The 24,220-nt window shown below is 62.9% G+C and carries 23 protein-coding genes; 5 read left to right on the top strand and 18 right to left on the bottom strand.

All coding sequences use genetic code 11. The features are described from left to right. Positions 1–96: 96 nt before the first annotated feature. The 4 genes from M9978_RS06380 to M9978_RS06365 form a co-directional block, all read right to left on the bottom strand. Entirely contained in the window at positions 97–594 is a 498-nt protein-coding gene (locus tag M9978_RS06380; protein ID WP_254292160.1) for a DUF3489 domain-containing protein, read from the bottom strand. Between the two features lie 166 nt (positions 595–760). Continuing rightward, the gene (locus tag M9978_RS06375) at positions 761–1,978 is read right to left on the bottom strand and encodes an NAD(P)/FAD-dependent oxidoreductase (protein ID WP_302053838.1); all 1,218 of its coding nucleotides are present in this window, start codon (positions 1,976–1,978) and stop codon (positions 761–763) included. A 53-nt stretch (positions 1,979–2,031) separates the two neighbouring features. After that, complete coding sequence (locus M9978_RS06370) at positions 2,032–4,176, bottom strand: CoA transferase (RefSeq protein ID WP_254292158.1); 2,145 nt, start codon at positions 4,174–4,176, stop codon at positions 2,032–2,034. Positions 4,177–4,203: 27 nt separating this feature from the next. Then, positions 4,204–5,028, bottom strand: a complete 825-nt coding sequence (locus tag M9978_RS06365; RefSeq protein ID WP_254292157.1) for an enoyl-CoA hydratase — start codon at positions 5,026–5,028, stop codon at positions 4,204–4,206. Between the two features lie 335 nt (positions 5,029–5,363). Between M9978_RS06365 and M9978_RS23280 the strand changes: the two genes are divergently transcribed. Genes M9978_RS23280 through M9978_RS06345 form a run of 4 tightly spaced genes read left to right on the top strand, consistent with a single transcriptional unit; the run spans position 5,364 to position 8,935 of the window. Beyond that, positions 5,364–6,473 carry a thiolase family protein gene (locus M9978_RS23280; protein ID WP_254292156.1) on the top strand — a complete coding sequence of 370 codons (1,110 nt, stop codon included), beginning with the start codon at positions 5,364–5,366 and terminating at the stop codon, positions 6,471–6,473. Then, positions 6,470–7,663 carry a thiolase family protein gene (locus tag M9978_RS06355; protein ID WP_367305048.1) on the top strand — a complete coding sequence of 398 codons (1,194 nt, stop codon included), beginning with the start codon at positions 6,470–6,472 and terminating at the stop codon, positions 7,661–7,663. Before M9978_RS23280 ends, M9978_RS06355 begins: the two co-directional genes overlap by 4 nt. An 8-nt stretch (positions 7,664–7,671) precedes the next feature. Beyond that, on the top strand, positions 7,672–8,145 hold the full coding sequence (locus M9978_RS06350; protein WP_254292155.1) for a Zn-ribbon domain-containing OB-fold protein: 474 nt from the start codon (positions 7,672–7,674) through the stop codon (positions 8,143–8,145). A gap of 1 nt (position 8,146) precedes the next feature. Continuing rightward, entirely contained in the window at positions 8,147–8,935 is a 789-nt protein-coding gene (locus M9978_RS06345; protein ID WP_254292154.1) for an enoyl-CoA hydratase/isomerase family protein, read from the top strand. 57 nt (positions 8,936–8,992) lie between these two features. Here M9978_RS06345 and M9978_RS06340 read toward each other — a convergent pair whose 3' ends face one another. The 3 genes from M9978_RS06340 to M9978_RS06330 form a co-directional block, all read right to left on the bottom strand. Then, complete coding sequence (locus tag M9978_RS06340) at positions 8,993–9,847, bottom strand: IclR family transcriptional regulator (RefSeq protein ID WP_302053814.1); 855 nt, start codon at positions 9,845–9,847, stop codon at positions 8,993–8,995. 89 nt (positions 9,848–9,936) lie between these two features. After that, complete coding sequence (locus tag M9978_RS06335) at positions 9,937–10,257, bottom strand: 2Fe-2S iron-sulfur cluster-binding protein (RefSeq protein ID WP_254292152.1); 321 nt, start codon at positions 10,255–10,257, stop codon at positions 9,937–9,939. A gap of 21 nt (positions 10,258–10,278) precedes the next feature. Next, positions 10,279–11,004, bottom strand: a complete 726-nt coding sequence (locus M9978_RS06330) for a cytochrome P450 (RefSeq protein WP_254292151.1) — start codon at positions 11,002–11,004, stop codon at positions 10,279–10,281. 171 nt (positions 11,005–11,175) lie between these two features. Here M9978_RS06330 and M9978_RS06325 point away from each other — a divergent pair, with 171 nt between their 5' ends. Continuing rightward, entirely contained in the window at positions 11,176–11,478 is a 303-nt protein-coding gene (locus M9978_RS06325; protein WP_254292150.1) for a hypothetical protein, read from the top strand. A gap of 47 nt (positions 11,479–11,525) precedes the next feature. Here M9978_RS06325 and M9978_RS06320 read toward each other — a convergent pair whose 3' ends face one another. The 11 genes from M9978_RS06320 to M9978_RS06270 form a co-directional block, all read right to left on the bottom strand. Beyond that, positions 11,526–12,179 carry an RraA family protein gene (locus tag M9978_RS06320; RefSeq protein WP_254292149.1) on the bottom strand — a complete coding sequence of 218 codons (654 nt, stop codon included), beginning with the start codon at positions 12,177–12,179 and terminating at the stop codon, positions 11,526–11,528. Then, positions 12,179–12,829: an RraA family protein gene (locus tag M9978_RS06315; RefSeq protein ID WP_254292148.1), complete on the bottom strand. Its 651-nt coding sequence runs from the start codon at positions 12,827–12,829 to the stop codon at positions 12,179–12,181. The genes M9978_RS06320 and M9978_RS06315 overlap by 1 nt, the downstream gene beginning before the upstream one ends. Positions 12,830–12,837: 8 nt before the next feature. Then, positions 12,838–13,242, bottom strand: a complete 405-nt coding sequence (locus M9978_RS06310) for a RidA family protein (RefSeq protein ID WP_254292147.1) — start codon at positions 13,240–13,242, stop codon at positions 12,838–12,840. Position 13,243: 1 nt separating this feature from the next. Then, a complete protein-coding gene (locus tag M9978_RS06305; protein ID WP_254292146.1) occupies positions 13,244–13,882 on the bottom strand; it encodes an RraA family protein in 639 nt (212 codons plus the stop codon). Further along, complete coding sequence (locus M9978_RS06300) at positions 13,879–14,958, bottom strand: amidohydrolase family protein (RefSeq protein WP_254292145.1); 1,080 nt, start codon at positions 14,956–14,958, stop codon at positions 13,879–13,881. The genes M9978_RS06305 and M9978_RS06300 overlap by 4 nt, the downstream gene beginning before the upstream one ends. Beyond that, entirely contained in the window at positions 14,955–15,983 is a 1,029-nt protein-coding gene (locus M9978_RS06295; RefSeq protein WP_254292144.1) for a DODA-type extradiol aromatic ring-opening family dioxygenase, read from the bottom strand. Before M9978_RS06295 ends, M9978_RS06300 begins: the two co-directional genes overlap by 4 nt. Then, positions 15,980–17,170 carry a Gfo/Idh/MocA family protein gene (locus M9978_RS06290; protein WP_254292143.1) on the bottom strand — a complete coding sequence of 397 codons (1,191 nt, stop codon included), beginning with the start codon at positions 17,168–17,170 and terminating at the stop codon, positions 15,980–15,982. Before M9978_RS06290 ends, M9978_RS06295 begins: the two co-directional genes overlap by 4 nt. A gap of 28 nt (positions 17,171–17,198) precedes the next feature. Next, complete coding sequence (locus tag M9978_RS06285; protein WP_254292142.1) at positions 17,199–18,548, bottom strand: Rieske 2Fe-2S domain-containing protein; 1,350 nt, start codon at positions 18,546–18,548, stop codon at positions 17,199–17,201. 37 nt (positions 18,549–18,585) lie between these two features. After that, on the bottom strand, positions 18,586–20,739 hold the full coding sequence (locus M9978_RS06280; protein ID WP_254292141.1) for an acetate--CoA ligase family protein: 2,154 nt from the start codon (positions 20,737–20,739) through the stop codon (positions 18,586–18,588). A 196-nt stretch (positions 20,740–20,935) separates the two neighbouring features. Continuing rightward, positions 20,936–21,769 carry an enoyl-CoA hydratase/isomerase family protein gene (locus tag M9978_RS06275; protein ID WP_254292140.1) on the bottom strand — a complete coding sequence of 278 codons (834 nt, stop codon included), beginning with the start codon at positions 21,767–21,769 and terminating at the stop codon, positions 20,936–20,938. Positions 21,770–21,878: 109 nt separating this feature from the next. Beyond that, positions 21,879–24,101 (bottom strand): TonB-dependent receptor, encoded by a 2,223-nt coding sequence (locus M9978_RS06270; RefSeq protein WP_254292139.1) that lies wholly within the window; start codon positions 24,099–24,101, stop codon positions 21,879–21,881. Between the last annotated feature and the right edge of the window lie 119 nt (positions 24,102–24,220).

Here is a 24,220-nt window from a genome sequence, read left to right as displayed (position 1 = left end):
TGGGCACTGGCGTGCCGGTCAGGGCACGCCAGCGGGACTTGAGCTCGTCCGATGCCATCTCGTCCAGCTGGCCAAGCTGGCGCTCCAGCTCCGCGCTCACGCGGCAATCGTGTAGCAGGTGTCTGACCCGCGCCTGGTGCGCTCGATCGCGTGGCCCTTCTTGCGCAGCCCGGTGAGCGCGGCACGCGTGGTGTGCGGCAGCCAGCCGGTCGCCTCGATCAGCTCGGGCAGCGTTGCACCATCCTCGCGGCGGAGCAGGTCGATTACCATGCTCGACTTGCTGACGCGCGGGGTGGGCGCGGTCGCTGGCTGCGAGGCATCGCCCGGGTCATCGGCATCGCCGCTATCGATCGCGGCGCGGCCGGCTTCGGTCAGGAACATGCCGAAACCCACGCCGTCATCGCTGCGACAGATGCTGGGTTTGTCGCTGGTCTCGCGTTCCTCGGCGAGGCCGCGCTTGCGCAGCGCGTCGATCACCTTGGCGGTGCGCTTGTCGTCGCCGGTGATCGTGTCGGGCAGTGGATAGAAGCTGCCGCTCTCCCGCTGCGCGGCGGTCGAGAGCAGGATCAGCTGGGTGTCGTTGAGCTTGGGCATGGTGGTCTCCTCATCGGATGAGCGGCACCGCGCCGCTCCCACCAGCTACAGCCCCGCGCGCGCCACCGGCGGGGTCGGCGGCCTTGCTTCACGCAGGCCGCTGCGACTCAGTCTGTGATCTGCTGTTCGCTCTGTTGGGACGGGAAGTCGAGCGAGTTCTGTCAGGTCAAATTAGCTCCTTGAGCAGCATTTCGGCGTCGGCGAGTTTCGCGGGGTCGGGCGATAGCCGGTCGACCACCAGCTTGCGGCCCTGAACATAGTCCCTTGTCGCGTTGACGCAGTCGAGCGCGATCACGCGGCCTTCCTTGAGATAGATGACCGAGAAGCTGCGGTTCGCCGGATCGCCGCGCAGCACCGTCGCGTCATGACCGGTCGACAGCCCCACGGTCTGGAGCTTGAGGTCGTACTGGTTCGACCAGAACCACGGAACCGCGTCGTAGGCCAGTTCCTGACCCATGATCGTCTTGGCCACCAGCGTCGCCTGATCATTGGCGTTCTGCACCGATTCGAGCCGGATCGGCATGTCGTCGGCAAAGCCGTTCGAATGAAGCGCGCAATCGCCGATCGCGAAGATATTGGGCAGCGAGGTGCGGCACTGGTGATCGACCGCGACACCGTTGCCACCCTCCGCGCCCGCCGCAATCAGCGGCTCCACGGCGGGGATGATGCCGATGCCGACGATCACCATTTGCGCCGGAATGACCTCGCCGTCCTTCATGCGGACGCCACTGACCTTGCCGTCGCCTTCGATCGAGTCGATCGCGGCGCCAAGCCGGACCTCGACGCCGTGCGCGCGATGCTCCGCCTCATAGAAGCGCGACAGATCCTCACCCGCGACGCGCGCCAGCACGCGGTCGAGCGCCTCGAGCAGCACCACTTTCTTGCCGAACTTGGCGAGCACCGCGGCCGCTTCGAGCCCGATATAGCCGCCGCCGATCACCACCGCCTGGGTCAGGCCGTCGAGCTCGGCGGTCATGCGGTCGGCATCGGCGCGGGTGCGGACCGTGTGGACACCGGTAAGGTCGTTGCCGGCACAGGGAATCTTGCGCGGGCTGCCGCCGGTCGCCCAGATCAACTGGCCATAGCCGATGGTCGCGCCATCGGCGGTGGTGACGCTGTGCGCTTCGGGATCGACCGAGACAACGCGGCGGTTGAGCAGCATCTCGACATTGCGCTCGGCCCAGAAGGCGGCGGGGCGGATCATGATCCGCTCGAACGTCTTCTCGCCCTGGAAATATTCCTTCGACAGCGGCGGACGTTCGTAAGGCAACTCCGGCTCGTCGCCGATCACCGCGATGCTGCCCTCGAACTTGTTCTGCCGCAGCGCGACCGCCGCCTGCGCGCCGCCATGCCCCGCGCCCACGATCACGATGTCGAATTGCAAATCCACCCCACTGACCTTTGCACCGTTTTGAAGGAATCACCCTCGCCCGTGCGTCAGGCAAGCTCCATTCGAATTTGAGTGCCATGTTCGTTCAGCGCGGGGCTCGCTCCGCGCGAATATTCGAGTTCCGACCGCGACATATGAAAAAGCGGGCCAAACCAGCCGGTCACCACGCATTCGCCAGGCACTGCAATCTCGCGCAGCATCGGCTGACCTTGCTGCGCCGCGGCCTCCGCCAGATCCCGCCAGCCGTCTTCCGCGCACGCGACCGACCAGATGTCCGCCGCGTGCAGTCGATCGAGCAACTCGTGCGTCCTCAAGCTGGCGAAACAGGCGGCAACCGCAGCGCTGCTCAACGGGGCTGTCAACGCCCCATCAATTTCGCGAAGAAAATTCAGCAGGCGTGTCTGCATGGCCGCTCCTCGCGCGGCGATGGCGATCCAGCCGTCTGAGGTTTCATAGATGCGTTCATGGGGATCGAAACCAGCCTGCTCGTGATCGAGCGGTGGCGCCCCCTTGAAACGCCCGTCAGTCTGGATCAGTTCGGCTACAAGAAACAATCCTGCCTCAAGCAAGCTGGTGCCGAAATCCCCTCCACGGCCACGGCTACGCTGTTCAAATAGACCACGGACCATCGCAATGGCGCCAGCGCCAGCCGCGACGTAATCGACGAAGAATGAACGGCCACAAAGCGGCGGATTCCCTTCGCCACCCGAGCGATGTTCATGCCCGCAATAGGCTTGGATCACCATATCCAGACCAGGAAACGTCGCCTTGGGTCCCACTTCTCCATAAGCGGAAGAGTGAAGTGTCACCAGCTTCGGGTTGCCATCACGCAACGACTGGCGATCAAGCTTCAGTCGCTCGGCAACGCCGACGCGGAAGTTGTGATGCACGATATTCGCCGAGCGACATAGCGACTGGATCGTTCGAGCGTCGCTTTCATCTTTAGCATCGAGCGCGATGCTCCGTTTTCCGTGATTGGCGATGATGGTCGTGCGCAGACGCTCTCGCGTGAAATCGCCTGCGAGCGGCTCGACTTTGATGACATCGGCACCAAGATCGGCGAGCAGCGCCGAAGCATAGGGGCCGGCCACGACCGCGCCGAAATCGACAATGCGCACGCCGCTCAACGGTCCGACGCCGGCGCATTGCGCGCCGGGGTCGTTATCTCCTTCGCCCTCGGAGTCTGGTCTGATCGTCATGCGGATTAGCGGCCCCACGTACCGCGTGCCTTCGGCATCGGACTGGAGATATAACCCCGACTGAGCCTGCGGCTCGTCCCAGCACTCTCCCGGCTTCAGGACGGCGTCCGCTGCAAAGCCCTGCGCCCACAGACGGCGAAGCAGATCATCGCGCTGGAATCGCGCAATGTGCTTTTCGAGCAGTGCAGTGTCGCCAAAGTAGTTGGCCAGGCCGCCGCGCACATCGGGGGTGCCGCGCGCCGCAGGATCGACGGCGACGGGGATTTCGAGGACGGCGTACAGCTTCGCAAGCGATCCGGCTGCGCCTGGCGCGAGTTGGACATAACCGCCATCGGCGCATTGGAAGGTAAGGTGGCGTGCTCCGCGCGGCTGGAACTTCATGATCTCAGGCGTGGGCGTGTGGGGTATCATCCAATAGGGTCCCCAGAACATCGCACCGCCCTGAAACATCGAAGATTGAACGAGCTGCCCAAGACCGCTATCGAGCCGCTCTACCAACGCGGTCCAGATGCCGAGCACGGTGAGTAAAACTGAACCGTAGGTAGGCAACAGACATCCGAGCGCGATCGGTCGATCAGGCCGATGCTCCCATACCATGCCCGAGCGCGCCTGCACTAGCAGATCGACAGCGGGCAGATCGGGAGCGGCCGCCCCGAAGCCAGTCATCCGTGCGATGACCAACTGCGGATAGCGTGCCGGCAGATCCGCACCGTCATGGAGCAGGCTCACCGCGTCGGGATGGTCCTCTCCGCCGATAATGCAGACATCGGCGATGGCGAGCGCCGTTTCCAGCTCACCAGGAGCGATCCACTCCATGCCCGAATGCCAGGCGGCGAAGGCAGGATATATGGTGAAGAAGGGATCGTTCGCCGCAGAGACAGCGACTACCCGCGCACCCGATTCCTTCATCAGCTTGGTCGCCAGCGCTGCCGGCATCCCGCGTCCAGCGTTCACGACAATGATTTCGTCGGTGTTGTTTCGGCGAAGGGCCATAATCCAGAACTCGCAAAAAGTGGGGTATCAGCGACCGACGAATTGCGGCGTGCGTTTGTCGAGAAAGGCCTGCACAGCCTCCTTGGCGTCCTGCGTTTCGAAGCAGCGATACGTATTGCGCGCTTCGAGTTCGAGATACGCCTGCAGATTGGCGGCATCGGCGGCGATCAGATTTTTCTTGATGTATCGGTATGCAACCGTCGGCCCCTGCGCGAGCCGATCGATAAATGCCGTCGATTCGGCATCCAGTTGCGCATCCTCTACGACTTTGGTGACGAGCCCCATTTGCAGTGCGGCGTCTGCCTGAATCCGATCGGAAAACATCATGATTTCTCGCGCCCTTGCCGGGCCGATGAGCCGATGAAGATAATAGCTGCAGCCAAGATCGCCCGACACTCCGATTGTCGCGAATGCCGTTTTGAAAAATGCCGTGTCCGAAACGATGCGAAAATCGCACGCGGCGGCCAGCGCCACCCCCATTCCGGCCGCTGCGCCACGCACGACAGCTATGGTGGGTTTTCCCATCGTATGTAGCAACGTGGTGATCTGGCCACTGGTGACGATGCGATGCACGCGCTGCTCAAGCTGCGCCATGATCGGATCGCTATCCAATCGCGCGGCGACCGGATCGCGCGGATCAGCCGAGCCGAGCGCACGAAGGTCTCCACCTGCGCAGAAGCTGCCGCCGGCGCCCGTAATGACCACCGCGCGCACTTCGGGGTCGGCGGCGGCCTGATTGAGCGAATCGAGCAGGTCGAATGCCATCTCGGCCGAGCAGGCATTGCGGACATCTGGCCGATTGAGCGTCAACGTGAGTGCGCCGTTACGCAAATTCTTCAGCAGCACGCTCATCGACCTCTCCCACCGAACGCGCCCAGCCTGATGTCAATCGAGCTCGATCGCAATGCACATGCATTGCGTTGCAGTAGACCGCCGCCCCCCCTACAGTCAACGATATATCGCGCTAAATTGCGATATGACGCATATATCAGGGCGCTTAAACGTTCGGCAACCCACAGATAGCGCTAAGCAATCCCCAATAGATTTTTCCACGAAATTACGTTGTGTTTTACGATATTGCGTTGACATGGGGTTTTGCGTGGCTATTCGGGGCCTGGTCGCCATGGACAAACAGACAGGCGCGATGGCGGAAAACGTCGCCTTCGCGGTCAATGAGGGGACGGACAGTGTCACAGCAGGTCTATGCCATCGGAGTCGGGCTTCATCCCGCGACGCGGAAGGAGACGCGCTTCAGACTGGAAGAGCTGGTGTTCCGGACTGCGCGACAGGCGCTGGAGTCCGCCCAGATCAGCCGGCGTCAGCTCGACAATCTTGTGATCGGTGCATGCGACGAACTCGATGGCCGCCCGATCTCGAGCATGCTCATGGCAGCGCCGGCTGGCGGTTATCTGCGAGACGAGATCAAGGTCACTGATTCGGGGGCCACTGCACTTTGTCTGGCCTATGCACGCATCCGGTCCGGCGAGTTCCAGGCCGCCATGGTCTCAAGCTGGTGCAAATCGTCCAAGACCGATGCTGACGCGGTGTTTCGTTTGCGCGGGGACCCGTTCTTCATGCGCCCGCTCGGCATGGACAACGTCACCGCCGACGCACTGTTCGCGCAAGCCGTCGCGGCCGAGCTGGGCATCACCGATGCGGAAGTGGCGACCAGAATAGAACGACGCTCGCGGCAAGCGACGGCCAACCCGCGCGGTTTGCAGGCACCTGTGCGAACGGCTGGCGAAATCGCGAAATCGCCATATCGTGCCACGCCATTGCGCGAAGGGCACGTACCCGAACTTTCGGACGGGGCCGTGTCGATCGTGCTGTGTTCGCAAGCGTTCCTGGATGCCAATCCCCAGGTCAAACCACTCGCCCGCATTACCGGCGTCGGCTGGTCGTCCGATTCCTATCGCCTGGATGCAACGCGGCTGAGGTCGATGAAGTCGGCACGGGCCGCCTGGGCGATGGCCATGAACCAGGCCGGGATTACCGAGGCAAGCGCACTCGATGTGATCGAGCTCGAGGCACCAACCGGCTGGCACGAGGCCGCCTATGTTCGCGCGTTCGGCATCGAAGACGACGCCGCAGTATCGCCGTCAGGCGGCCAATATGCACAAAACCCGCTTTTTTGCAGCGGCATGGTGAACGCTGCCGAGGCCATTCTTCAGGTCGCGGGTCAAGCCGGCGCCGTACAGGTTCCTGCGGCTCGGCGCAGTGCGGCGCACAGCTGCAACGGCTACGCCCAACAAGGCAACGTCGTCGCCATTTTCGAAGCTGTGGAGGCAGGAATATGAGCCAGGCCGTCGCCGTCCTTGGGACGTATCAGAGCGAGTTCCGTACGCAGGACCCCCACCACACGTTTGTCGAGCAGGCCCAGATTGCGGCGGCGGGCGCGTATCGCGATGCCGGAATGACGCCGGAAGACGTCGATGCCGTTGTCATCTCGCTCGCACCGACATTCTTCATGGGTGTCGCCGATGCCGATCGATGGGCGCTCGACCACATATTTGGTGCCGGAAAGCCGGTGTTCCGCGTGCATACCGGCGGCGCGACCGGCGGCTCGGCGGTTCATGCCGCCAACACGCTCGTGCGCTCAGGCCTGGCGCGATCCGTGCTGATCGTCGGCGCCGAGCGCATCGCCGAAACGCCAGATGCGCAAAAGGTGTTGAACATCATTTTCGACGCATTCTATGAACGCGACCTGCCGCTTTCGACCAACACGATGGTCGCACTTCGCGCGACCACCTACATGCAGCGCTTCGGCTATGATCAGGAGGATCTTGCGCGCGTGGTCGTCCGCGCACGCCGCAATGCGATGAACAACCCGTACGCCCATTTGAAGGGCGAGGTGACGATCGCGGATGTTCTGTCTTCGCGCATGATCGCATGGCCGCTCAAGTTGTTCGACATCTGCCCGCGCTCGTCCGGCAGCGCCGCGATGATCGTCGGCAACATGGAGATGGCCAAGCGCTTTGCCACTCGGCCGGCCTTCGTCAACGGCGCCGGCGCACGAACGGACACCTATTGGCTGGGCGACCGCATGGGGCCATTCGCCGAGAGCGACATCATCGAATATCAACTGATCGCGGAAGCCGCGCGAGCCTGTTTCGCGCAAGGCGGCATCACCGATCCGCTCAAGCAGATCCAGGTCGCCGAAATTTACGATCCCTACAGCATCAATTCGGCGTTCACGCTTGAACAGGCCGGCTTCTGCAGCCGCGGCATGGCGCTGCGGCTCGAACGTGAAGGCTATTGGGATTGCGACGGCGGCGCGGTCGCGGTCAACCCGTCTGGCGGGACGCTTTGTACAAATCCAATCGCGATCTCCGGCCTGGTACGATGCATCGACGCGGCCAACCAGATCATGGGCAAGGCCGGGGCGATGCAGATTGCCGGTGTCCGCAATGCCCTGGCGACTGCCAGTGGTGGTTCAGCGCAGTTCTACACCTGCACTCTATTCGGTGCAGACCCCTATCACGCCTAGGAGGGAATATGATCGACATGCCAGACACGGCGACCGGAGAGGTCGTCTCCGACGAGATCACGCTGCGCTACGATTATTCGCTCGGCGAAGTCGCAGGCAAGTTCATGCAGGGCCTTCGCGAGAAGAAGATCCTAGCCACACGCTGTTCGAAATCAGGCCTGACCTATTTGCCGCCACGGGCCTATTGCGAGCGCAGCTTCGAGCCTTGCGATGGCTGGGTCGAGGCCGGCACAGGCGGCGTGATCGAATGCTCGTCAATCGTCGTCCGCGGCTATGAAGGCAAACGCAAGGCACCGATGGCGATCGCCTTCGTCCGCCTCGACGGAATAGACACGGCGATTGCCAATTATGTCGATGGCGTCGATCTTGCCGATTTCGACGAGGCGATGCGGCGGATCGCGCCGGGCAACCGGGTCCGGGTTGAATTCATCGCATCGCCCGAAGGCCGGATTACCGACTTCTCGTTCGTGTTGGAAAGCTGAGATGGCATTCAACAGCCTTGGCTATGACATTCGGGGTTCGGCAGCCTGGATCACATTCAACCGTCCGGAGGCGATGAACGCCATCACGCCGGACGTGATCGCGGACCTGGCCCATGCGGTCGAACTCGTGCGCCAGGATGCAGACGTTCGGTCCGTCGTGATCACCGGGACCGGGCGGGCGTTTTGCGCAGGCGCCGATCTCAAGGCCAGCCTGGCGCTGAAAGAGCGCGACGGGCGCATGGCAACGGTCACTCATTTTCTAATCCCGTTGCAACAGGTATTGCGCGATCTGCGCGCGCTGCCCAAGCCGGTGATCGCTGCCGTCAACGGTTTTTGTATGGCCGGCGGCCTAGAAACGGTTTTGGTCTGTGACATCATCCTCGCGGCGCGAAGCGCCGTCTTTTCCGACGCACATGCACGGTTCGGTCTGTTGCCAGCAATCGGGGGTGCGTGGGGACTCGCCCAGGCGCTCGGACCGTATAAGGCGAAAGAAGTCATGTTCACGGCCGATCAGTATAGTGCTGAAACGATGTGCGCGGCAGGCCTCGTCAATCGCGTTGTTGCTGATGATGAACTCGCGGTCGCAGCACAGGCCCTTGCCGACCAATTCGCCGCACGCAGCGCGGAAGGGCTGGCGAAGATGAAACAGATGATCAACGACGAGATCGACATGCCGTGGGATCTCGCAGCCCGTTACGAACTCGCCGTGCATGCCAACAACACCGCGATGAGCGGCGATCTGATGGAAGGTCTGCGCGCCTTTAACGAGAAGCGCTCGGCCCGCTTCTGAAGACTTAGGTCGGCACGCGACGAACGTGCGGACCATCCGCCCCCGACGCGATCGCAGCTATTCCGAAACGCGCGCGCCGCGCCGCCGCACTGGCTCGTCAGGCGAGCCCGCATGCCGCTCGAATAGCGTGGCATTCACCTCCTCGAGCGCGGCGACGAACTGTTCATGTTTCGCAGCCATCCGCTCCTTCGGGCCGACCATCGACAATCCCACGGGAACGCCGGCGATTAACCCCCCGATGGCCAGCGACCAGACCTCCGCAATGCCTTCGCCCTGCGATTGATACCAGCCGCGTCGTGCGCCGTCGTCGATATCGCGCTCAATCTCCGCAGCTTCCACCTTGGTAAACTCGGTGAGCTTGCGCAGCGCGTTCAAGCGCAACAGACGCGAGCGTTCGTCGGCGCCGATCGTCCCCAGCAACGCCTTTCCGATCGCCGTACTGTGGATCGAGACCCGGTCGCCTACATTGACCACGTAGCGCAGCCGGTGGCTTCCCTCGTAGGTCGACATGATCTTGACCCTGTCGCCTTCCAGCACCCCAAAAGTACAGGTTTCGTTGACGCGGCTGCCCAGCAAGGAAGTCGCCTCCGCGCCGAAGAGGCTCAGCGGGTCGTGTTCGGCGATAGCCTTGGCTGCCACGAGCAACCGGCCGGTCGGATAGTAGCGTTTGGTGCCGTTGGAGCGCGCCACGTACCCAAGTTCGAATACGGTGTTGAGCAGATCGGAACAGCTGCTCTCGGGCAGATCGAGCAGACGGGCCAGCTCTGATTTGGTTAGCTCGCGCTTCTCGCGCGCGAAGACCTCGAACAGCGCCAATGTCCGAGCGGCGGCCGGAACCGTGGTCTCCGCCACCGATCGAGCGCCACGTTCACTCCGGCCACTGGCCCCACCTGCAGAAGTCTTCGAGGCCATTTTGTCGCTCCTAACGCTCTCGGCGCTGTCTAGATCGGTTTGCGACCCTGGCGCAACATGAAGGCGGGGCGCATTGAACCGCGATCGCCTCAGAACTGCCGCGCCGGCACGGCGACTTCCAACCCATCCAGCGCCGGAACGATCTCAATCTGGCAAGAAAGACGACTATTGGGCTGGGGATCGAAGGTGAATTCCAGCATCGCCAATTCATCCTCGCTCGCCGGAACCAGGCGATCGAACCAGTCTGGCGCGACATAGACATGGCAGGTTGCACAGGAAAGCGCGCCGCCACAGTCGGCAGCGATACCGCTGACCCCTTGCTGAAGCGCGACTTCCATGACGGTCAGTCCCGCCGCCGCATCCACACGCCGTACCGTACCATCGTCCTGAGTGTAGGTTATTATCGGCATTACTTCCTCAAAGGTGCGGACTCACGCCCAAGTGAGATCGAGACGGGCCAGCGAGAACACGCCGATCCCGGTGCTGACGGGACGCACCTGCGCCGGCTTCGTGAACGGCGGCATCGTGCTCGTCCAACAGCGCAGCGCAGCGCCAAGTTCGCGTCGCGCAAGGTGTGACCCGAGACAACGGTGTATGCCGTAACCAAAGGCACTGTGCCGGTTGTCGACGCGCATGAAATCAGCTTCGTCCGGCGATTCAACCTCGGCAGGATCGCGCGAGATAAGCGATGTCGGTAGCGCGACATTGTCGCCCTTGCGGATCTCCACCCCGTCGATCACGGTATCGCGCGTGGCGCGCCGCGCCGTCATCACCACATTGAACATGCGCAGCAATTCCTCAACCGCGCCGCCGATGAGCTCCGGCTTATCGCGCAGCAGCGACTGCGCGGATTGCGCCTGTGCGAGATACAGGAACATATAGCCCAGCGTGCTGGTCACCGTGTCGAGTCCGGCCAGGAACAGCGTCACCGCCAACCCTGTCAGCTCATCATCGTCAAACGCACGCCCATCGATCCGTGCGGTAAGCAGCTCGCTCAACAGATCCTCGCTCGGCTGCTTGCGCCGGCGCAAAATCTCCTCGCGCAACAGGTCGCGCAGCCCGCGGATCGCCGCAACCTGTGCCTCGCCCTCCCCTTTCAGGATCGCCTCGTTGAAGCCGATGAAGTCGCGCAGTCGCTCGAGCGGCAGGCCGAACAACTCTAGAAAGATCGAGACTGGAAAGGGCTGTGCGAAATCAGCGATGAATTCGCAGTCACCCCTTGCGATGAGCGGCCCGGCAATCTCTGCGGCGCGACGCGCAATCGCCGGTTCGAGCTGGGCCATGCGCGCCGGCGAAAACATCGGATTTAGCACGCGCCGATATCTGGCGTGATCAGGCGGATCGATGTCGATCGGTATCAATGGCCAGCTGTCGCCGATCAGCTGGCCGAATGGCCGCACGCCACCACTGGCGAAGGTCTCTGGGTCCTGAAAAATCGCGCGGATCGCGGCGCTGCTCGTAAAGATCCAGGTCCCGGGGCCGGTCAGTGCACGCGAATGCGGCGTGAACAATGCGGGCCCTGCGCGGCGCAGTTCCTCCAATCGCGCATGCGGATCGGCGTGCAGCCCGGCATCGTGGCGGAAATCGAACCACACAACACGGTCGAGCGATACGTGGGGCGGAATGCGTAATTCGCTTTGGGGCGATGAGCCGGCAGTCATCGTCAGCCTCCTCCCCGCTATGCGCGGCGCGTCTGAAGCAGATGATAGTTGTTGGCGGCCCGTGCCTCGCGCAGGCTACCACCCCGCTCGACCAGGTGTCTGATCCGGTCCTCGGCCTGCGCGATTTCCTCGGCGGTCGCGACGATCTCCTCCACCTGCGTCTGCGGCAATGCGACAAGGCCATCGCCGTCGCCGCGCAGCCAGTCGCCCGGCGCGACGCGCACCCGGCCGACGGTGACGGGTTCGTTGACCGCCTCGACGTGGACGCGATCCTTGCCAGTCCGCATCCAGTTGCCACGCGCGAAGATGGGATAGTTCAGCGTTAGCGCTCGATCGATATCGCGACAGACGCCATCGATCACCGTTCCGGCCACGTTGCGCCGGCTCGCGGTGAGGGTAAGCAGATCCCCCCAGACGGTTGCGTCCATACGACCCTGATTATCGAGGACGATAACCTCGTCGGACGAAACGTCGTCAATATAATCGCCCACGGAGCCACCCTGCGGACCAACACTGCCATAGCGCAGCGTCCAGGCGCGACCGACAAGCGAAAAGGATTTGTCCAGCGGCATGATGCCGCTCACCTGACCCGCAACGCCGAGACGATCCATCGCGTCGCTGAGATCGGTCGTGCCCAGTTTCGCCAGACGGACCTTGAGATCGTCATTCATCAGTCTTCCTCTCCCTCCAGCATCCGTTCGTAATTGGTGCCCATCACGGCGCTTACAGCGGTGCCGGCGTGCACGTCGGCGACCATCAACCGCTCTTTGGCGACGATCGCTTCAGCATCCGCGATCACCGCCTCGGCAGCGCTGGCCGGGATGAACACCACGCCGCTGCCATCAGCGATTACCAAATCGCCAGGCGCAACCGTGACGCCGGAGATTTCCACCGGGACGTCCCAATCATATTCGATGATCCGACCGCGGGCGGTGATTGCCACCGCACAACGGCCATAGACCGGCAGCTCCAACTCCCGGCTCTCGTCGATGTCGCGGCAGGCTCCATCGATGATGACACCACCCAGCATGCGCTGCGCAGCCGCTGCAGAGAGCACCCCACCCCAGCCAGCAACCTCGACGCGCCCGCCATGATCGATGACCACGATATCGCCCGGCATCGCCGCTTCGACGGCCGCCGTGCACAGATGCCGCGTCGTGGTGCGTCCATCAGCCGGGCCAAGCTTGACCGTGACGACGCGACCGGCGATGCGCCGGTCGGTCGACAGCCGTGAAATGCCGAGCGCGACCCCGTGATGCTGCCGACGATCCAGTGCGTCGGAGACAGCGCAACTGTCCAGTTTTGCCAGACGCGCGACCAAGGAACTGCTCATCCTCCAATCTCCTGCACGGCCAGCGCCAACGCTTCGCATTGCACCAGCATCCGTCCGGCGAGCGCCGGGGTTTCGATGACATGACGTGCCGGGCGGCTATGCGCGTCGGGAAAATGATGCAGCCACGCTGCGTTGATCGAAGACCGCGCTGCGACATCACGGATATGTACGGTCACCTTCACGATCGATCCGGCATCGCCGCCAGCCAGTTCGACCGCCGCAATCAGATTGTGGAACATAAGTTCGACTTGTCGCGAAAGGTCGTCTGGCAATACCCCCGACGCGCGATCCACGCCGCGGATACCGCCAGTCGCGATTATTTCCCCAACCCGCGTGACCGTTGGGATCGGGAGTTCGCCATGACCATGGCCAGCGAGCTCGAAGCTCTCACGCAAGACCATGTCACGCCACCTCGCGCGGCAAATCATAGATCTCGATGGTGCTGTCGCCCCGTCTCAGCCGACGGAGGATGTCGCCTTCTTCACGGTCGCGCAGCTCGGCGTTTGCCACCGCTGCTTCGGCATCGCTCGACGCAATGGCAAAGGCGCCATCCGCGTCGGCGAACACCAGATCGCCGTGCTCGATCCGGACTTCACCGATGCGGATCGGCGCACCGATCTGGCCGACGCCGGCTGGGTCCTTGCCGGTTCCCCGGATCGCGATCACGCTCGATACGACGGAAAAACCGATCTCCGCCATCCGCACGCTGTCCCGAACCCCGCCGTTGATCAGCAGCCCGGCAATGCCGCGCGCCTGCGCAGCGACCGCCATTACTTCGCCCCAATAGCCATATTCCGGCGCATCGCCGACATCGACCACCAGTACGTCGCCGGGTTGTGCCGCCGCGATCGCTCGATGCAGCCAGAGATTGTCGCCGGGCGGTGACTTGATAGGGAGTGCTCGGCCGCAGAGACGCAGGTTCGGCGCGATCGGCTTTAGCTGCGCGGGCAGCGCGCCGCGCCGACCGCTCGCCTCATGCAAGCTGGCGGCAGACAACGCCGCCGCGCGGTGCAACAGCGCATCGGACAACCGCACGCTCACGCTTTGAACCGCGGGAATACCGCGCGCGCATTTTCCTCGTAGATCTTGCGGCGATCGGCATCGCTGAGAAATTCGATGCGATCGATGAGGTATTTGAAGTCTTCCATCGATTTGCCGGTGGCGGGATCGAGCGCACCGCCACTACCGGGCCGCTCGGTGCCGAACAGACAGCGCTCGACACCAACTGTCTTGAGCAACAGTTCGAGCGAGTCGCGATTATGGACGTCGGTATCGAAATAGAATTTGCGCAGCTTCTCGTCGAACGTCGTGAGGCTGGAGGGTGGCGTCGGCAACGCCGCACCGCTCTCCGCCGCTTGGCCCAGCGCCTTGAAATAGCTGGCGACGTCCGGCTTGTTCGCTGCCTCCTCAAAGAAGTGATGCGAACGCCAGCGTCCGATCTGATAGGGAACCGAGCCGCCGCCGTGGGCGATGATGAGCTTGAGATCCGGGAAACGCTCAAACACGTTCGACCGCGCGATTGAAGTGATCGCCAGGCTCTCCTCCGTGGCGAAATGCTCGTCATAGGTTTCGCGACCGCAGCAACCGGCGCTATGAATCAGTGCGGGCACTTCGAGCTCGCACAGCTTTTCCCACAGGGGATACCAATAGGGATCCGAAAGGCGCGGGGAGGTGCCACGTCCTTCCGCCGGATCGGGGTTGACCAGCACACCGATGAACCCGAGCTCGCCGACGCATCGTTCCAATTCCGGGAACACACATTCGATCGGCTCGCCGGCCATCTGCGGCAGCCCGGCGACACCGCGAAAGCGATCAGGATAGAGCGCGATGGTGCGATGGATCAGGTCGTTCTGTAACCCGATCCAGATATCGATGTCGCGAAAGGAATGATGCGAGTGCATCAAGGTGAACGGCCGAGGCGACAGGAACTGGATATCGGTGCCGACGGCGTCCATCAGCGCGACGCAGCGCGCGGCGTTGCTCGCGATCTCACCTTCGTCGAGCCACCGCTTGATGTACCATTCCTTCGAATGATTTCCATTCGAACTCTGGATGATCGTACGGACGCCGAAGACCGATGCCGGTGTGACGAGATGCGCGTGCGCGTCGAGTATCATGACTGCTCTCCTTGATCGGGATCGTGGGCCGGCTTCCAGATCAGGAATCCCAAGCCAACGCCGGTGCCCGCCGCGGTGCGGCGCACGGGAATATACCGCTCGAACGCGACGCGCAGTTCTTCCAGCGCACCAGCCGCCATGACCCAGTTGAGTATCTCGGAATTGCCGGAACGGAGCGCGCGCACGGGCAAGGTTCGTAATGTATCCCGATCGCCCTCCCGCAACGCTTTGAGCACATGCCGGTCGAATGCTTCGTCGGTATGGAAATGCGTGAGTCCGCCTGAAGCGATCACCGCTATGCGAAGATCGCCAGGCGCGGACCGCAACGCCGCCCCGATCTTGTGCCCCACCTCATAGCACCGTGCCGGCGTCGGCACATTGGGCGGGAAATAGGTGTTCAGCATCACCGGCAGCATCGCCAGTCGCCGGCCAGCGGCGAGCCGCTCGTAGATAAACCCGAACGCATGTCCAAAGCCTGCCCGCGCGGCGTCTTCGACCTCGGTCGCTACCGACACGTCCACGCCCCCGGCGATCAACTGCTCGACCAGATGCTGGGCAAGCTCGGGCGCGCCGTCATGGACGTGCGTGCGATCCATGCTGTAACCGATATTCGCCTTGCGATACCAAGCGGGGAGCTCGGGAGAGACGAGGTTCTTCGGGTGCATCGCGACGCTTGCGCCGGTAAAGATCGCAAAGGCCGGACGGTGCGAAGACCCGAACAGCTCGTCCTGATCGTCACCGATCACGACGACAATGTCCGGCGCGGCCAGCGCCAACTCGTCAGCGATACGGTCGAGCGAGGCCTGAGCCAGCGCCGCCTGCTCGGTGAAGGTGGCGAGCGTTGCTTGATCGGCGTGAACTTCGCGCACCTCCGCCGCGAGCGCGTCATAAGTCAGCGTGCGGCCATCGACCATGCAATAGGCTTGGCGACGCATATCGTCACGGCCACGCTCGGCCCATTCGTGCGGGTCGATCGCGAGCAGCGGGCTGTGCGAGGTACCGATGCCGAGGACAATTTCGCTCATGCCGCAGCAAGCTCCGTAATGGTGATCTCGCGTCGCGCGGCCGCCGATTGTGCGATCGCGATCGCGGCTTCCACCGTGCCGCGTCCGAAGGTGCCATCGTGCAGTGGCGGCACGCCATCGACGACAGCGCGCCGCAGTTCCTCAAGCACATCGCCGCGCCCCGGCCGCCAGCTGGACCTGATGATGGGCTGCTCGTCCGCGCCAGCATCATCGTAAATATACAAACCGTCAGCCGACTGGCGGATGTCGGCGCGCTCGCAGCTGACAAGCATCAAGCCGAAATGCGGCTGGTGAGGCGGATTGCCATGCGCGCCGGCGGCACCGTATCCGAACTGGACGCGACGCTGGGCCGCTTCGCCCTCGGGTCCCGCTATTTTGCTCAGCATACGGCGCGCGTGACCGTGGCGCGCCGTCTTGAGTTGACCACCCTCGGCGATCCAGCCGTGCAGTTCGTCGCTGTCGAACCGGTCATAGCCGCTATAGACAACGGTCGCACACGCGCCGTTTTCAAAATCAACGAACGCGGAACATCCCCCCTCGGTCGGGCGGGTCGGATCGAGTCGCGTGGTGGCGGCACGTACGCTGCGGATCGGACTATTGACGATCAGCCGCGCCACATCGAGCTGGTGCGGGAGCTGATTGTAGAGGATTCCGCCGCCGCGCGCGCTGTCCAGCTCTTCGGGACGTCGCGGTCGATAAAGGAAGTCGGTAAAATTCCACATCGCCAGACTGACCGGCGCACCGGTTCGCCCGCTGTCGATCAACGCACGAATAGCAGCGATCGCCGGATCGAAGCTATGCGTATGGCCGATGACGAGTTGCACGCCATTGGCGTTCGCCGCATCGATCATCGCGTCGCAATCGGCCAAACTGAGCGCCATCGGTTTCTCGACGATGATATGCTTGCCATGCTCTGCCGCCAGCACGGCGTGAGCGCGATGACATTGATGTGGCGTCGCGACGTAGACGAAATCGACGGTGGGATTTGCCAACAATTCACATACTTCGGCATAGGCGGGAAGCCCCGTATCGGCCGTGAACGTGGCACGCGTACTGGCGTCGGTCTCGGCTGCGCCGGCCAGAGTCAAGCCGGGATGCTCGGCGATGATCGGTGCCATGATCCCGCCGGCAAGGCCCAGGCCGATGATGCCGCCGCCGAGCGGCCGGGCGTTCGCATGATGGGTCATGACTGGCATGAATTCCTCACGTGGCTGCTCAGATCGTCTCGGCGGGCGCGGTGCCCGGACCCGGCAGGCGCGCCTCCTCACCAAATTGCGCCATCAGCTTCGTGAATTCGCCGTGCTCGCTAATCTTGCTGATCGCGCGCACCCCGAACAGTTCGGGCTGGAACGGCGTGACGGGCTCGATCCCCGCCGCAAGCTCCTCCGCCATTTTGAGCAGGCGTCGACGTGCGGTAACCAGCGCCCGATCGGAACTGACCAGATGCTCGCCCATCCGGTCGATGATGCCAGGATCCCTGCTGTCAGCCGGCTTGGAGGACTCGGCAAGTGCGCGGTCCTGGTCGTGGATACCCCATATACCGCTGTAGTTACGTACCCGCTGCGCCTCGCGATCGATCTGAAAGTCATTTTCCTTCGACGCTCCCGGGAGATACGTGTCGATCACATAGCCGTCCGGAAGCGCGTAAGGTCCCTTGGTCATGCGTGGCGGAAACAGCGCGCCGCTTTCGAAGGTATCGAGTTCATCCTTTGTGAACGGCCGATCGATCCGATAACTGAAAGTGAATACCGTCACATGGTTGTCGTCGATCGGCACCCACGCCCGCCCACCGCATTTCACGAACGGACCCGGCTCGTGCGGGATGAGGCTGAACATCGGGAGCATCCACTGAGTGACGCGCCAGAACCACTGATCCTCCCGCACGCGACGCGCGCCATAGGTAAAACCGTAATCGGTTTCCTGAAGCTGGATCTGCGGCGAATTGTCATCGCCGGTGAGCGTCTTGAGCGTCTGCTGCACCGCGCCGCTGCGATCAATGTCGCGGTGCAGCCAGTTGATGTGTGAGGTGTCGATCTCGCCTTCCATGCCTTGGGACCAGTTCGATCGCTGGAGCCATCGCGCTGCATAGGATTGCGCCGCTGGCACCGCAGCATATTCGAAATGCGGGAAGGGCGGCTGGCGTTCGGTCGGGCCCATGTAAATCCAGATCACGCCGGACTGCTCGTGAACCGGGTAGGATTTGATGCCGACGTTGCGCCGGACATCGGGCGAACCCGGCGCGACGTTCGGCGTCTCGAGACACTTGCCCGCCGTGCTGAACTTCCAGCCATGATAGGGACAGCGCAGCCCGCCTTCCTCATTTCGCCCAAAGAACAGCGGCGCCAGACGGTGCGAGCAATAGGCGCTGACGATCCCGACCTTGCCTTCCGTGTCGCGAAAGGCGACCAGGTCTTCGCTCAAGATACGGAGCCTGACGGGCGCACCGTCAGGCTCGGCGACGTCCCGGCTCAGCAAGGCAGGAAGCCAGAAGCGGCGAAACAGCTCCCCCATTTGCGTGCCGGGACCGGTCCTGGAGAGCCGGTCATTCACTTCGCGGTTCAACATCGGGCTACCTCATTCTCGCGCCAGAGCGCGCTTGTTTTCAGTTTTCGCCGTCGCGGCTGCGCTTCACGAGCACCGCGTCGAGCGCGACCAGCCCAGCGCCTGCCCGGCCCACCAGCACGGGATTGAGTTCGAGTTCCTCGACCTCGTCGCCTCGAGCGCAGACGAAGTCGGATACGGCCAGCAGCAATCGCTCGAGCGCCTCGAGATCGGCTGCGGGCGCGCCGCGCGCGCCTTGCAGGATCGCGGCGCAGCGGGGCTCGGCAAGCAGCGCGCGCGCCGACGCTGGCGTCAGCGGCAGCATGCGTCGGGCGACATCCTTGAAGAGCTCGATGAAAACGCCGCCCAAACCAAAGGTCATCACCGGCCCAAAAATGGCGTCGCGATGTACGCCGACAAACACTTCCGTGCCGTGTTCGACGACTTTCATCTGCTCGATCAGGACGCCGTCGACCGGCACGTGCGGTGCGTGCCGCATCGCTGCGGCCGTGATGCGCGCGAACGCGGCTGCCACGCCGTGCGGGTCGGTCAGGTTGACCGCGACGCCGCCGATATCCGACTTGTGCGTGATCGCGCGGCTCGCGACCTTGGCCACCACCGGGTAACCCAGAGCATCGGCAATGGCGACCGCCTCTTGCGCGCTTGTGGCGACGCGTCCTTCGGGCACGGCGATGCCCGCCGCGCGCAGCAGCGCCTTGGCTTCTGCCTCGCTCAGCGCCTCGCGCGGAACCGGATCGCGACGTGCCGGCCCAGTTGGCAGTGGCTGCCAGTCTTTCGGCACTGCCCAACGACCGCGCTCGACCCAGCGCTTGGTCGCCTGCGACGCCTGGCGGATGGTCCGCATGGGGGTCATCCCGCCGTCAACCAGGGTTGTCCATCCCTCGCCTAGCCTGTCCGAAAGCCAGATCGGCAGCACCGGCACATCGGTCTCGCGCTGGGCGGCGACGGTTGCTTCGGCAATCTGGCCCGATATGCCGCCCCAATCACATGGAAAGGGATAGAGCACGGCGCCGACATCGGGGTCGGCGGCGACGGTTTTGAGCGAGTCATAGCTAAGCTGTGGATCGGCCATCACGTCGGATGTGAGATCGACTGGGTTGTCGATCGCGGCATAGCTGGGCAGTTGCTCACTCAACTGCCTGCGCGTAGCGTCGCCAAAGCGTGCAAGCTCGAGGCCGGCATCGGCGAGCGCGTCGGCGGCCATCACGCACACGCTGCCCGAAACGCTGTAGACCGCGATCTTCTCGCGTCCGGTCGGTCGTTTGCGAGCGAACAACGCAGCCGTATCGATAAGCTCGTCGAGCGTATCGACTTCGACCACACCGACCTCCCGGAACGCGGCGCTGTTCACTTCCGCCGCACCGGATATCGACCCGGTATGCGACGATGCCGCTCTTGCGCCCGCTTCCGATCGGCCCACCTTCAGCGCCACCACGGGCTTGCCGCACTCGGCCGCGTAGAGCGCCGCAGCAGCGAGCTCGCCGCCGTCCTTGATGCCTTCGAGCGAGGCGGCGATTACCGAGATGTCGTCGGCGTCCGCCATATGCCGGATAAAGTCGGCAGCGGTGATATCGACCTCGTTTCCGGTCGATGCATAAAGTCCGACCCCGACCCCGCGATCGGACGCCTGCATAAACGCGCGACCAACACCCCCGCCATGCGTAACGATTCCAATCGGACCGGTTCGCTGATCTGTCTGCCAAGCTGGCGAGAACAGCATGCCGATGCGCCGATTCTGATTGCAAAGACCCGGAGAATTCGGACCGTAGATCCGCATCCCGCTGTCACGTGCGATGCGCGCCATCTCAGCTTCGATGTGGCGCCCGTCATCGCTCACTTCACCAAAGCCGGACGTAAACACCATCGCATAGCGCACGCCGCGCGCGGCGCAGTCGCGTAGCGTCGTCAGGGTCGCCGTCGCAGGCACCACAAGCATCGCCACGTCCGGTGCCGACGGCACATCCAGGATCGAGGGATAGGCGGCTCGACCGGCGATCTGAGCGCCCGATCGGCTGATCAGAAAACAGTCGCCGCCAAAATCGGAATGATCGAGCAGATTCTCGACGGTGCGCCGACCCAGGCTGCCTGGGCGATCCGAGGCCCCAATGATGGCGATGCTGCCCGGATCGACCAACCGCGCAAGGCCGCGCGGTGCGGGATCGACCTCCGACCTACTCTCGATCTGCACCCCCACGTCGCACCTCATAACGTTATTTCGTATATGTCTACGCTATTTCGTAGAATGTCAATTTGCCTTTTGCGATATTGGTCGCCTTAACGTTTCGACATTTCGTGCATCGACACGACACGTCACGCATCGTTTACGCACCCTAGATGCGCACTCCGCTGAAAATTGATGGTGCCGTGAAGCGTTAGACCGGGGCAGCGCCTCAGCGCGCCTTGAATTCCGGCGCGCGTTTTTCGGCGAAGGCGCGTCCCGCTTCCCTATAGTCTTCACTCAGATCGAGGCGGGTGAGTTGCATCTGGGCGTCGAGATCGGTCGCGCCGTTCACCCACAACTTGCGCGACACACGCACCCCGTCACGGACGGCAAGTGGCGGCGCCTTCAAAATCTGTAGGGCCAGCGCTTCGGCTTCCTCGACATGCTTGCCGTTTTCCGCGAGCCGGTTGGCCAAGCCATAGCGGAACAGCTCTTCACCCGTTGCCTGCCGTCCGGTGATCAGCAGTTCGGTGCCGACCTTACTCGGCATGAAGGTGCGCATCTTGTACCAAGTGCGCGAACCGGACATGCCGCGCGTGGTTTCGGTGATGGCATAGCGCGTGTCGTCCGACACCACCAGGAGATCGCATTCGGCTGCGAGATGTGCCGCGCCACCGAGGCAGAAGCCATGCACCGCGCCGATCACCGGCTTGTAGTTGACCGTGCGGCCAAGATAGCCTTCGCCGCCTGTGCCGCGCAGATGCATCGATCCAAATGTGTCGCCCTTGCGCAGCGCCTCGAGCTCGAGCGCCTTGCGGTCGCTCTCCGGCTTATCCACGTTGAACGCGGTATAGGATTTGAGATCGGCACCAGCGCAGAACGCCTTGCCCGCGCCGTGCAGGATCGCAACCCACGCTTCGTCGTCGAGATCGAACCGCAGCAATGCGTCGCGGATCTCAGCGTCCATCTGGTTGTTGAAGGCGTTGAGCACTTCAGGCCGGCGAAGCTCGATATATGCGATCCGGTTGCGGACCTCATATCCCAGGAAGTTGTACTCGCTCATCTTATCCCCTTTTGCCGCATCGCACAGTTAGCACGCCAGCGGGCCGCGGCGGCGTCATGCAGGACGCCATCATTGCCGCGACAGACCGCCCGAAGCCAATTTGCCCCGCCTAGAACTTGACGCCCAGCGTGACGCCATATGTGCGTGGCGCGCCTGCCGCGCCGAAGTCCGGATTCCCCGAACTCGATACGATCATCGAATGATATTGCTCGTCGAGCAGATTGTTCGCCCAAAATTGCAAGGAGAAGCGATCGTCTGCATCGGCGAAGGTTATGGAGCTGTTCACGAGCGAATAGGCGCCCTGCCGCAGCCGGTTGTCGGGTTCAAAGAAGATGCCCGAGTTGTGATAGAATGAGCCGGAAAACAATACTGAACCAAAGCCCGTGCGCAGCTTGTAGTCCACCCCGACATTGGCGGTCACCTCCGGTGCGCGCGGCAGCGTGTTGCCGCTGGCGTTGACCGTCGTGCCCTGCGCGAGATTGGTGGCGAGCAGGATCGTGCCCGGCGCGTTGGGGAATCTGGTGTATCTGGCATGGAGGTAGGACAATCCCGCCTGAAGCGACAGATCGGACGTTACTGCGGCATTGAGTTCGATCTCGCCGCCGTAGATTTCGGCGGCGGCCGCATTGGTCTGAAGCGTCGTGGTGGGCGTGTCACGCACCAGTACGACCAGATCCTTGTAGTCATAATAGAAGGCGGCGGTGTTCAGACGAACACGGCGATCAAGCAATTCGGTCTTCAATCCGATTTCGTAGGCGGTGATGTTCTCGGGATTTACCGGCGGATCCTTGGGCGAACCCCCGTTGTAATTGCCGCTCTTAAAGCCCGTGCTCAAGCTGGCATAGGCCATCACGTCGCGCGAAAAATGGTGGTCCAGCACGAGCTTGTAGGTTGCCCGCTCGTAGGTCTTTTCGTGATCATAGGGATTTGGTGCGGCATTCGGGAACACGACCGGCGCACCTGCGGCATTCACCTGCGATCCCGCCAGCCGCCGCCGATCCACGGTGTAGCGCGCGCCTAGGGTGATGTTCGTAGCTGCGGAGACGGGGATTGTAACTTGCCCAAAGGGCGCGAACGACCGCGTGGTCAGCGAAGAAACGCGTCGGAAGGATGTGGCTGCGCCGTTTGCGCCGCACGTGCCGACCCCTGGCGTGGCGCAAGGCACCTCGACGACGAATGGATCTTCGGTCGCGTCGGCATCGAAATAGTAGAGGCCTGCCACCCACTTCAGACCGCTCGAGCTATTGCCCTGCAATTGAAGCTCATTCGAAAAGGACTTGGTCGAATCGTGCCAGATTGTGCGCGAGCGGAATGCGGGCGTCTGGTCATTATCGAGGAATGTGTCGGTCTCGATGTGCTGATATGCAGCCACATTGATAAGCTGCGCGAAGCCCAGATCCTGCTCGATCCGCGCCGACGCCATATAGTTGCGCGTCTTGTCGTAGCTGCGGAAGTCCTGTTGCGAATCGTAAATGCTGCCGGTGAATTTGGCGCCGCCAAAGCCGGCTGGCGTTGAAGTGATATAGGGCATCACGTTGCGCGCACTCCCTTCATCAAGCCGCGACTGAAAATACCCGCCCGTCAGCGTAATCTTCGTGCCCGACCCCGGCGTGAAAACCAGTTTCGACCGGAGGTTGAAGTTCTTGTTGGTATGCAGCTTGCCGCCAATCGTGACATTCCTGCCCCAGCCGTTGCGCCGGTCGTAAACCTGCAGCGCAAGGTCTGCGCTGACATTCTGGGCCAGCGGCGCAGCGAGATAGGCCGACCCGCTGATCGCGTCGTAATTGCCATAGCCCAACGAGCCTTCCACAACGGCCTCATCGCCGGGCTCGCGCGTTACGATCTGCACCACGCCACCCGTGGTATTCCGGCCGAACAGCGTACCCTGCGGCCCGCGAAGCACCTCGATCCGCTCAAGATTGTTGAAGCCAAAGACATTGGCGTTCATCGAAGGAACATATACGCCATCGATATACAGGCCAACATTCGCCTCCTGGCCGCTCTGCACCGATGTCGCGCCGATCCCGCGCAGGAACACGACGGGCGAACGCGGATTGGCCGTGATCGCCAATCCCGGCACCTTCTGATTCAAGTCGATTGATCGGCCGATGCCTTGCGTGGCGAGGCTCGCCGCCGTCAGCGCCGTGACCGCGACCGGCACGTCCTGCAACCGCTCTGCACGGCGCTGCGCGGTGACCACGATCTCCTCAAGGCCCGACCCCTCGCTTGTCGGTGACGGCTGGACGGGCGCGGTCTGCGCCAACGCGCCCCCGCACGGCAATATCAGCGCCCCCAGTGCCAGGCCATTCGCCCACATCAGCTTGTTCTGCATCGAACCCTCCCCTCGCCAGATCGTCATTTTCCTTCAGGCGGAGCAACCCCTATGACGCAATTTGGAGTTCGTCAACGGTATATCGGGCATAACAACGCTATATCGTTTTTTTAAATTTC

The organism is Sphingomonas tagetis, from assembly GCF_024211275.1.
GTDB lineage: Bacteria > Pseudomonadota > Alphaproteobacteria > Sphingomonadales > Sphingomonadaceae > Sphingomonas > Sphingomonas tagetis.
The sequence above is the reverse complement of the archived record's forward strand: the minus strand, read 5'-3'. Positions and strand labels throughout refer to the sequence as shown.

Coding starts and splice junctions, on each gene's coding strand:
- M9978_RS06380 (WP_254292160.1), bottom strand. CDS start 594: ATGCCCAAGCTCAACGACACCCAGCTGATCCTGCTCTCGACCGCCGCG.
- M9978_RS06370 (WP_254292158.1), bottom strand. CDS start 4,176: ATGGCCCTTCGCCGAAACAACACCGACGAAATCATTGTCGTGAACGCT.
- M9978_RS06365 (WP_254292157.1), bottom strand. CDS start 5,028: ATGAGCGTGCTGCTGAAGAATTTGCGTAACGGCGCACTCACGTTGACG.
- M9978_RS06355 (WP_367305048.1), top strand. CDS start 6,470: ATGAGCCAGGCCGTCGCCGTCCTTGGGACGTATCAGAGCGAGTTCCGT.
- M9978_RS06350 (WP_254292155.1), top strand. CDS start 7,672: ATGATCGACATGCCAGACACGGCGACCGGAGAGGTCGTCTCCGACGAG.
- M9978_RS06345 (WP_254292154.1), top strand. CDS start 8,147: ATGGCATTCAACAGCCTTGGCTATGACATTCGGGGTTCGGCAGCCTGG.
- M9978_RS06340 (WP_302053814.1), bottom strand. CDS start 9,847: ATGGCCTCGAAGACTTCTGCAGGTGGGGCCAGTGGCCGGAGTGAACGT.
- M9978_RS06335 (WP_254292152.1), bottom strand. CDS start 10,257: ATGCCGATAATAACCTACACTCAGGACGATGGTACGGTACGGCGTGTG.
- M9978_RS06320 (WP_254292149.1), bottom strand. CDS start 12,179: ATGAATGACGATCTCAAGGTCCGTCTGGCGAAACTGGGCACGACCGAT.
- M9978_RS06310 (WP_254292147.1), bottom strand. CDS start 13,242: ATGGTCTTGCGTGAGAGCTTCGAGCTCGCTGGCCATGGTCATGGCGAA.
- M9978_RS06300 (WP_254292145.1), bottom strand. CDS start 14,958: ATGATACTCGACGCGCACGCGCATCTCGTCACACCGGCATCGGTCTTC.
- M9978_RS06295 (WP_254292144.1), bottom strand. CDS start 15,983: ATGAGCGAAATTGTCCTCGGCATCGGTACCTCGCACAGCCCGCTGCTC.
- M9978_RS06290 (WP_254292143.1), bottom strand. CDS start 17,170: ATGACCCATCATGCGAACGCCCGGCCGCTCGGCGGCGGCATCATCGGC.
- M9978_RS06285 (WP_254292142.1), bottom strand. CDS start 18,548: ATGTTGAACCGCGAAGTGAATGACCGGCTCTCCAGGACCGGTCCCGGC.
- M9978_RS06275 (WP_254292140.1), bottom strand. CDS start 21,769: ATGAGCGAGTACAACTTCCTGGGATATGAGGTCCGCAACCGGATCGCA.
- M9978_RS06270 (WP_254292139.1), bottom strand. CDS start 24,101: ATGCAGAACAAGCTGATGTGGGCGAATGGCCTGGCACTGGGGGCGCTG.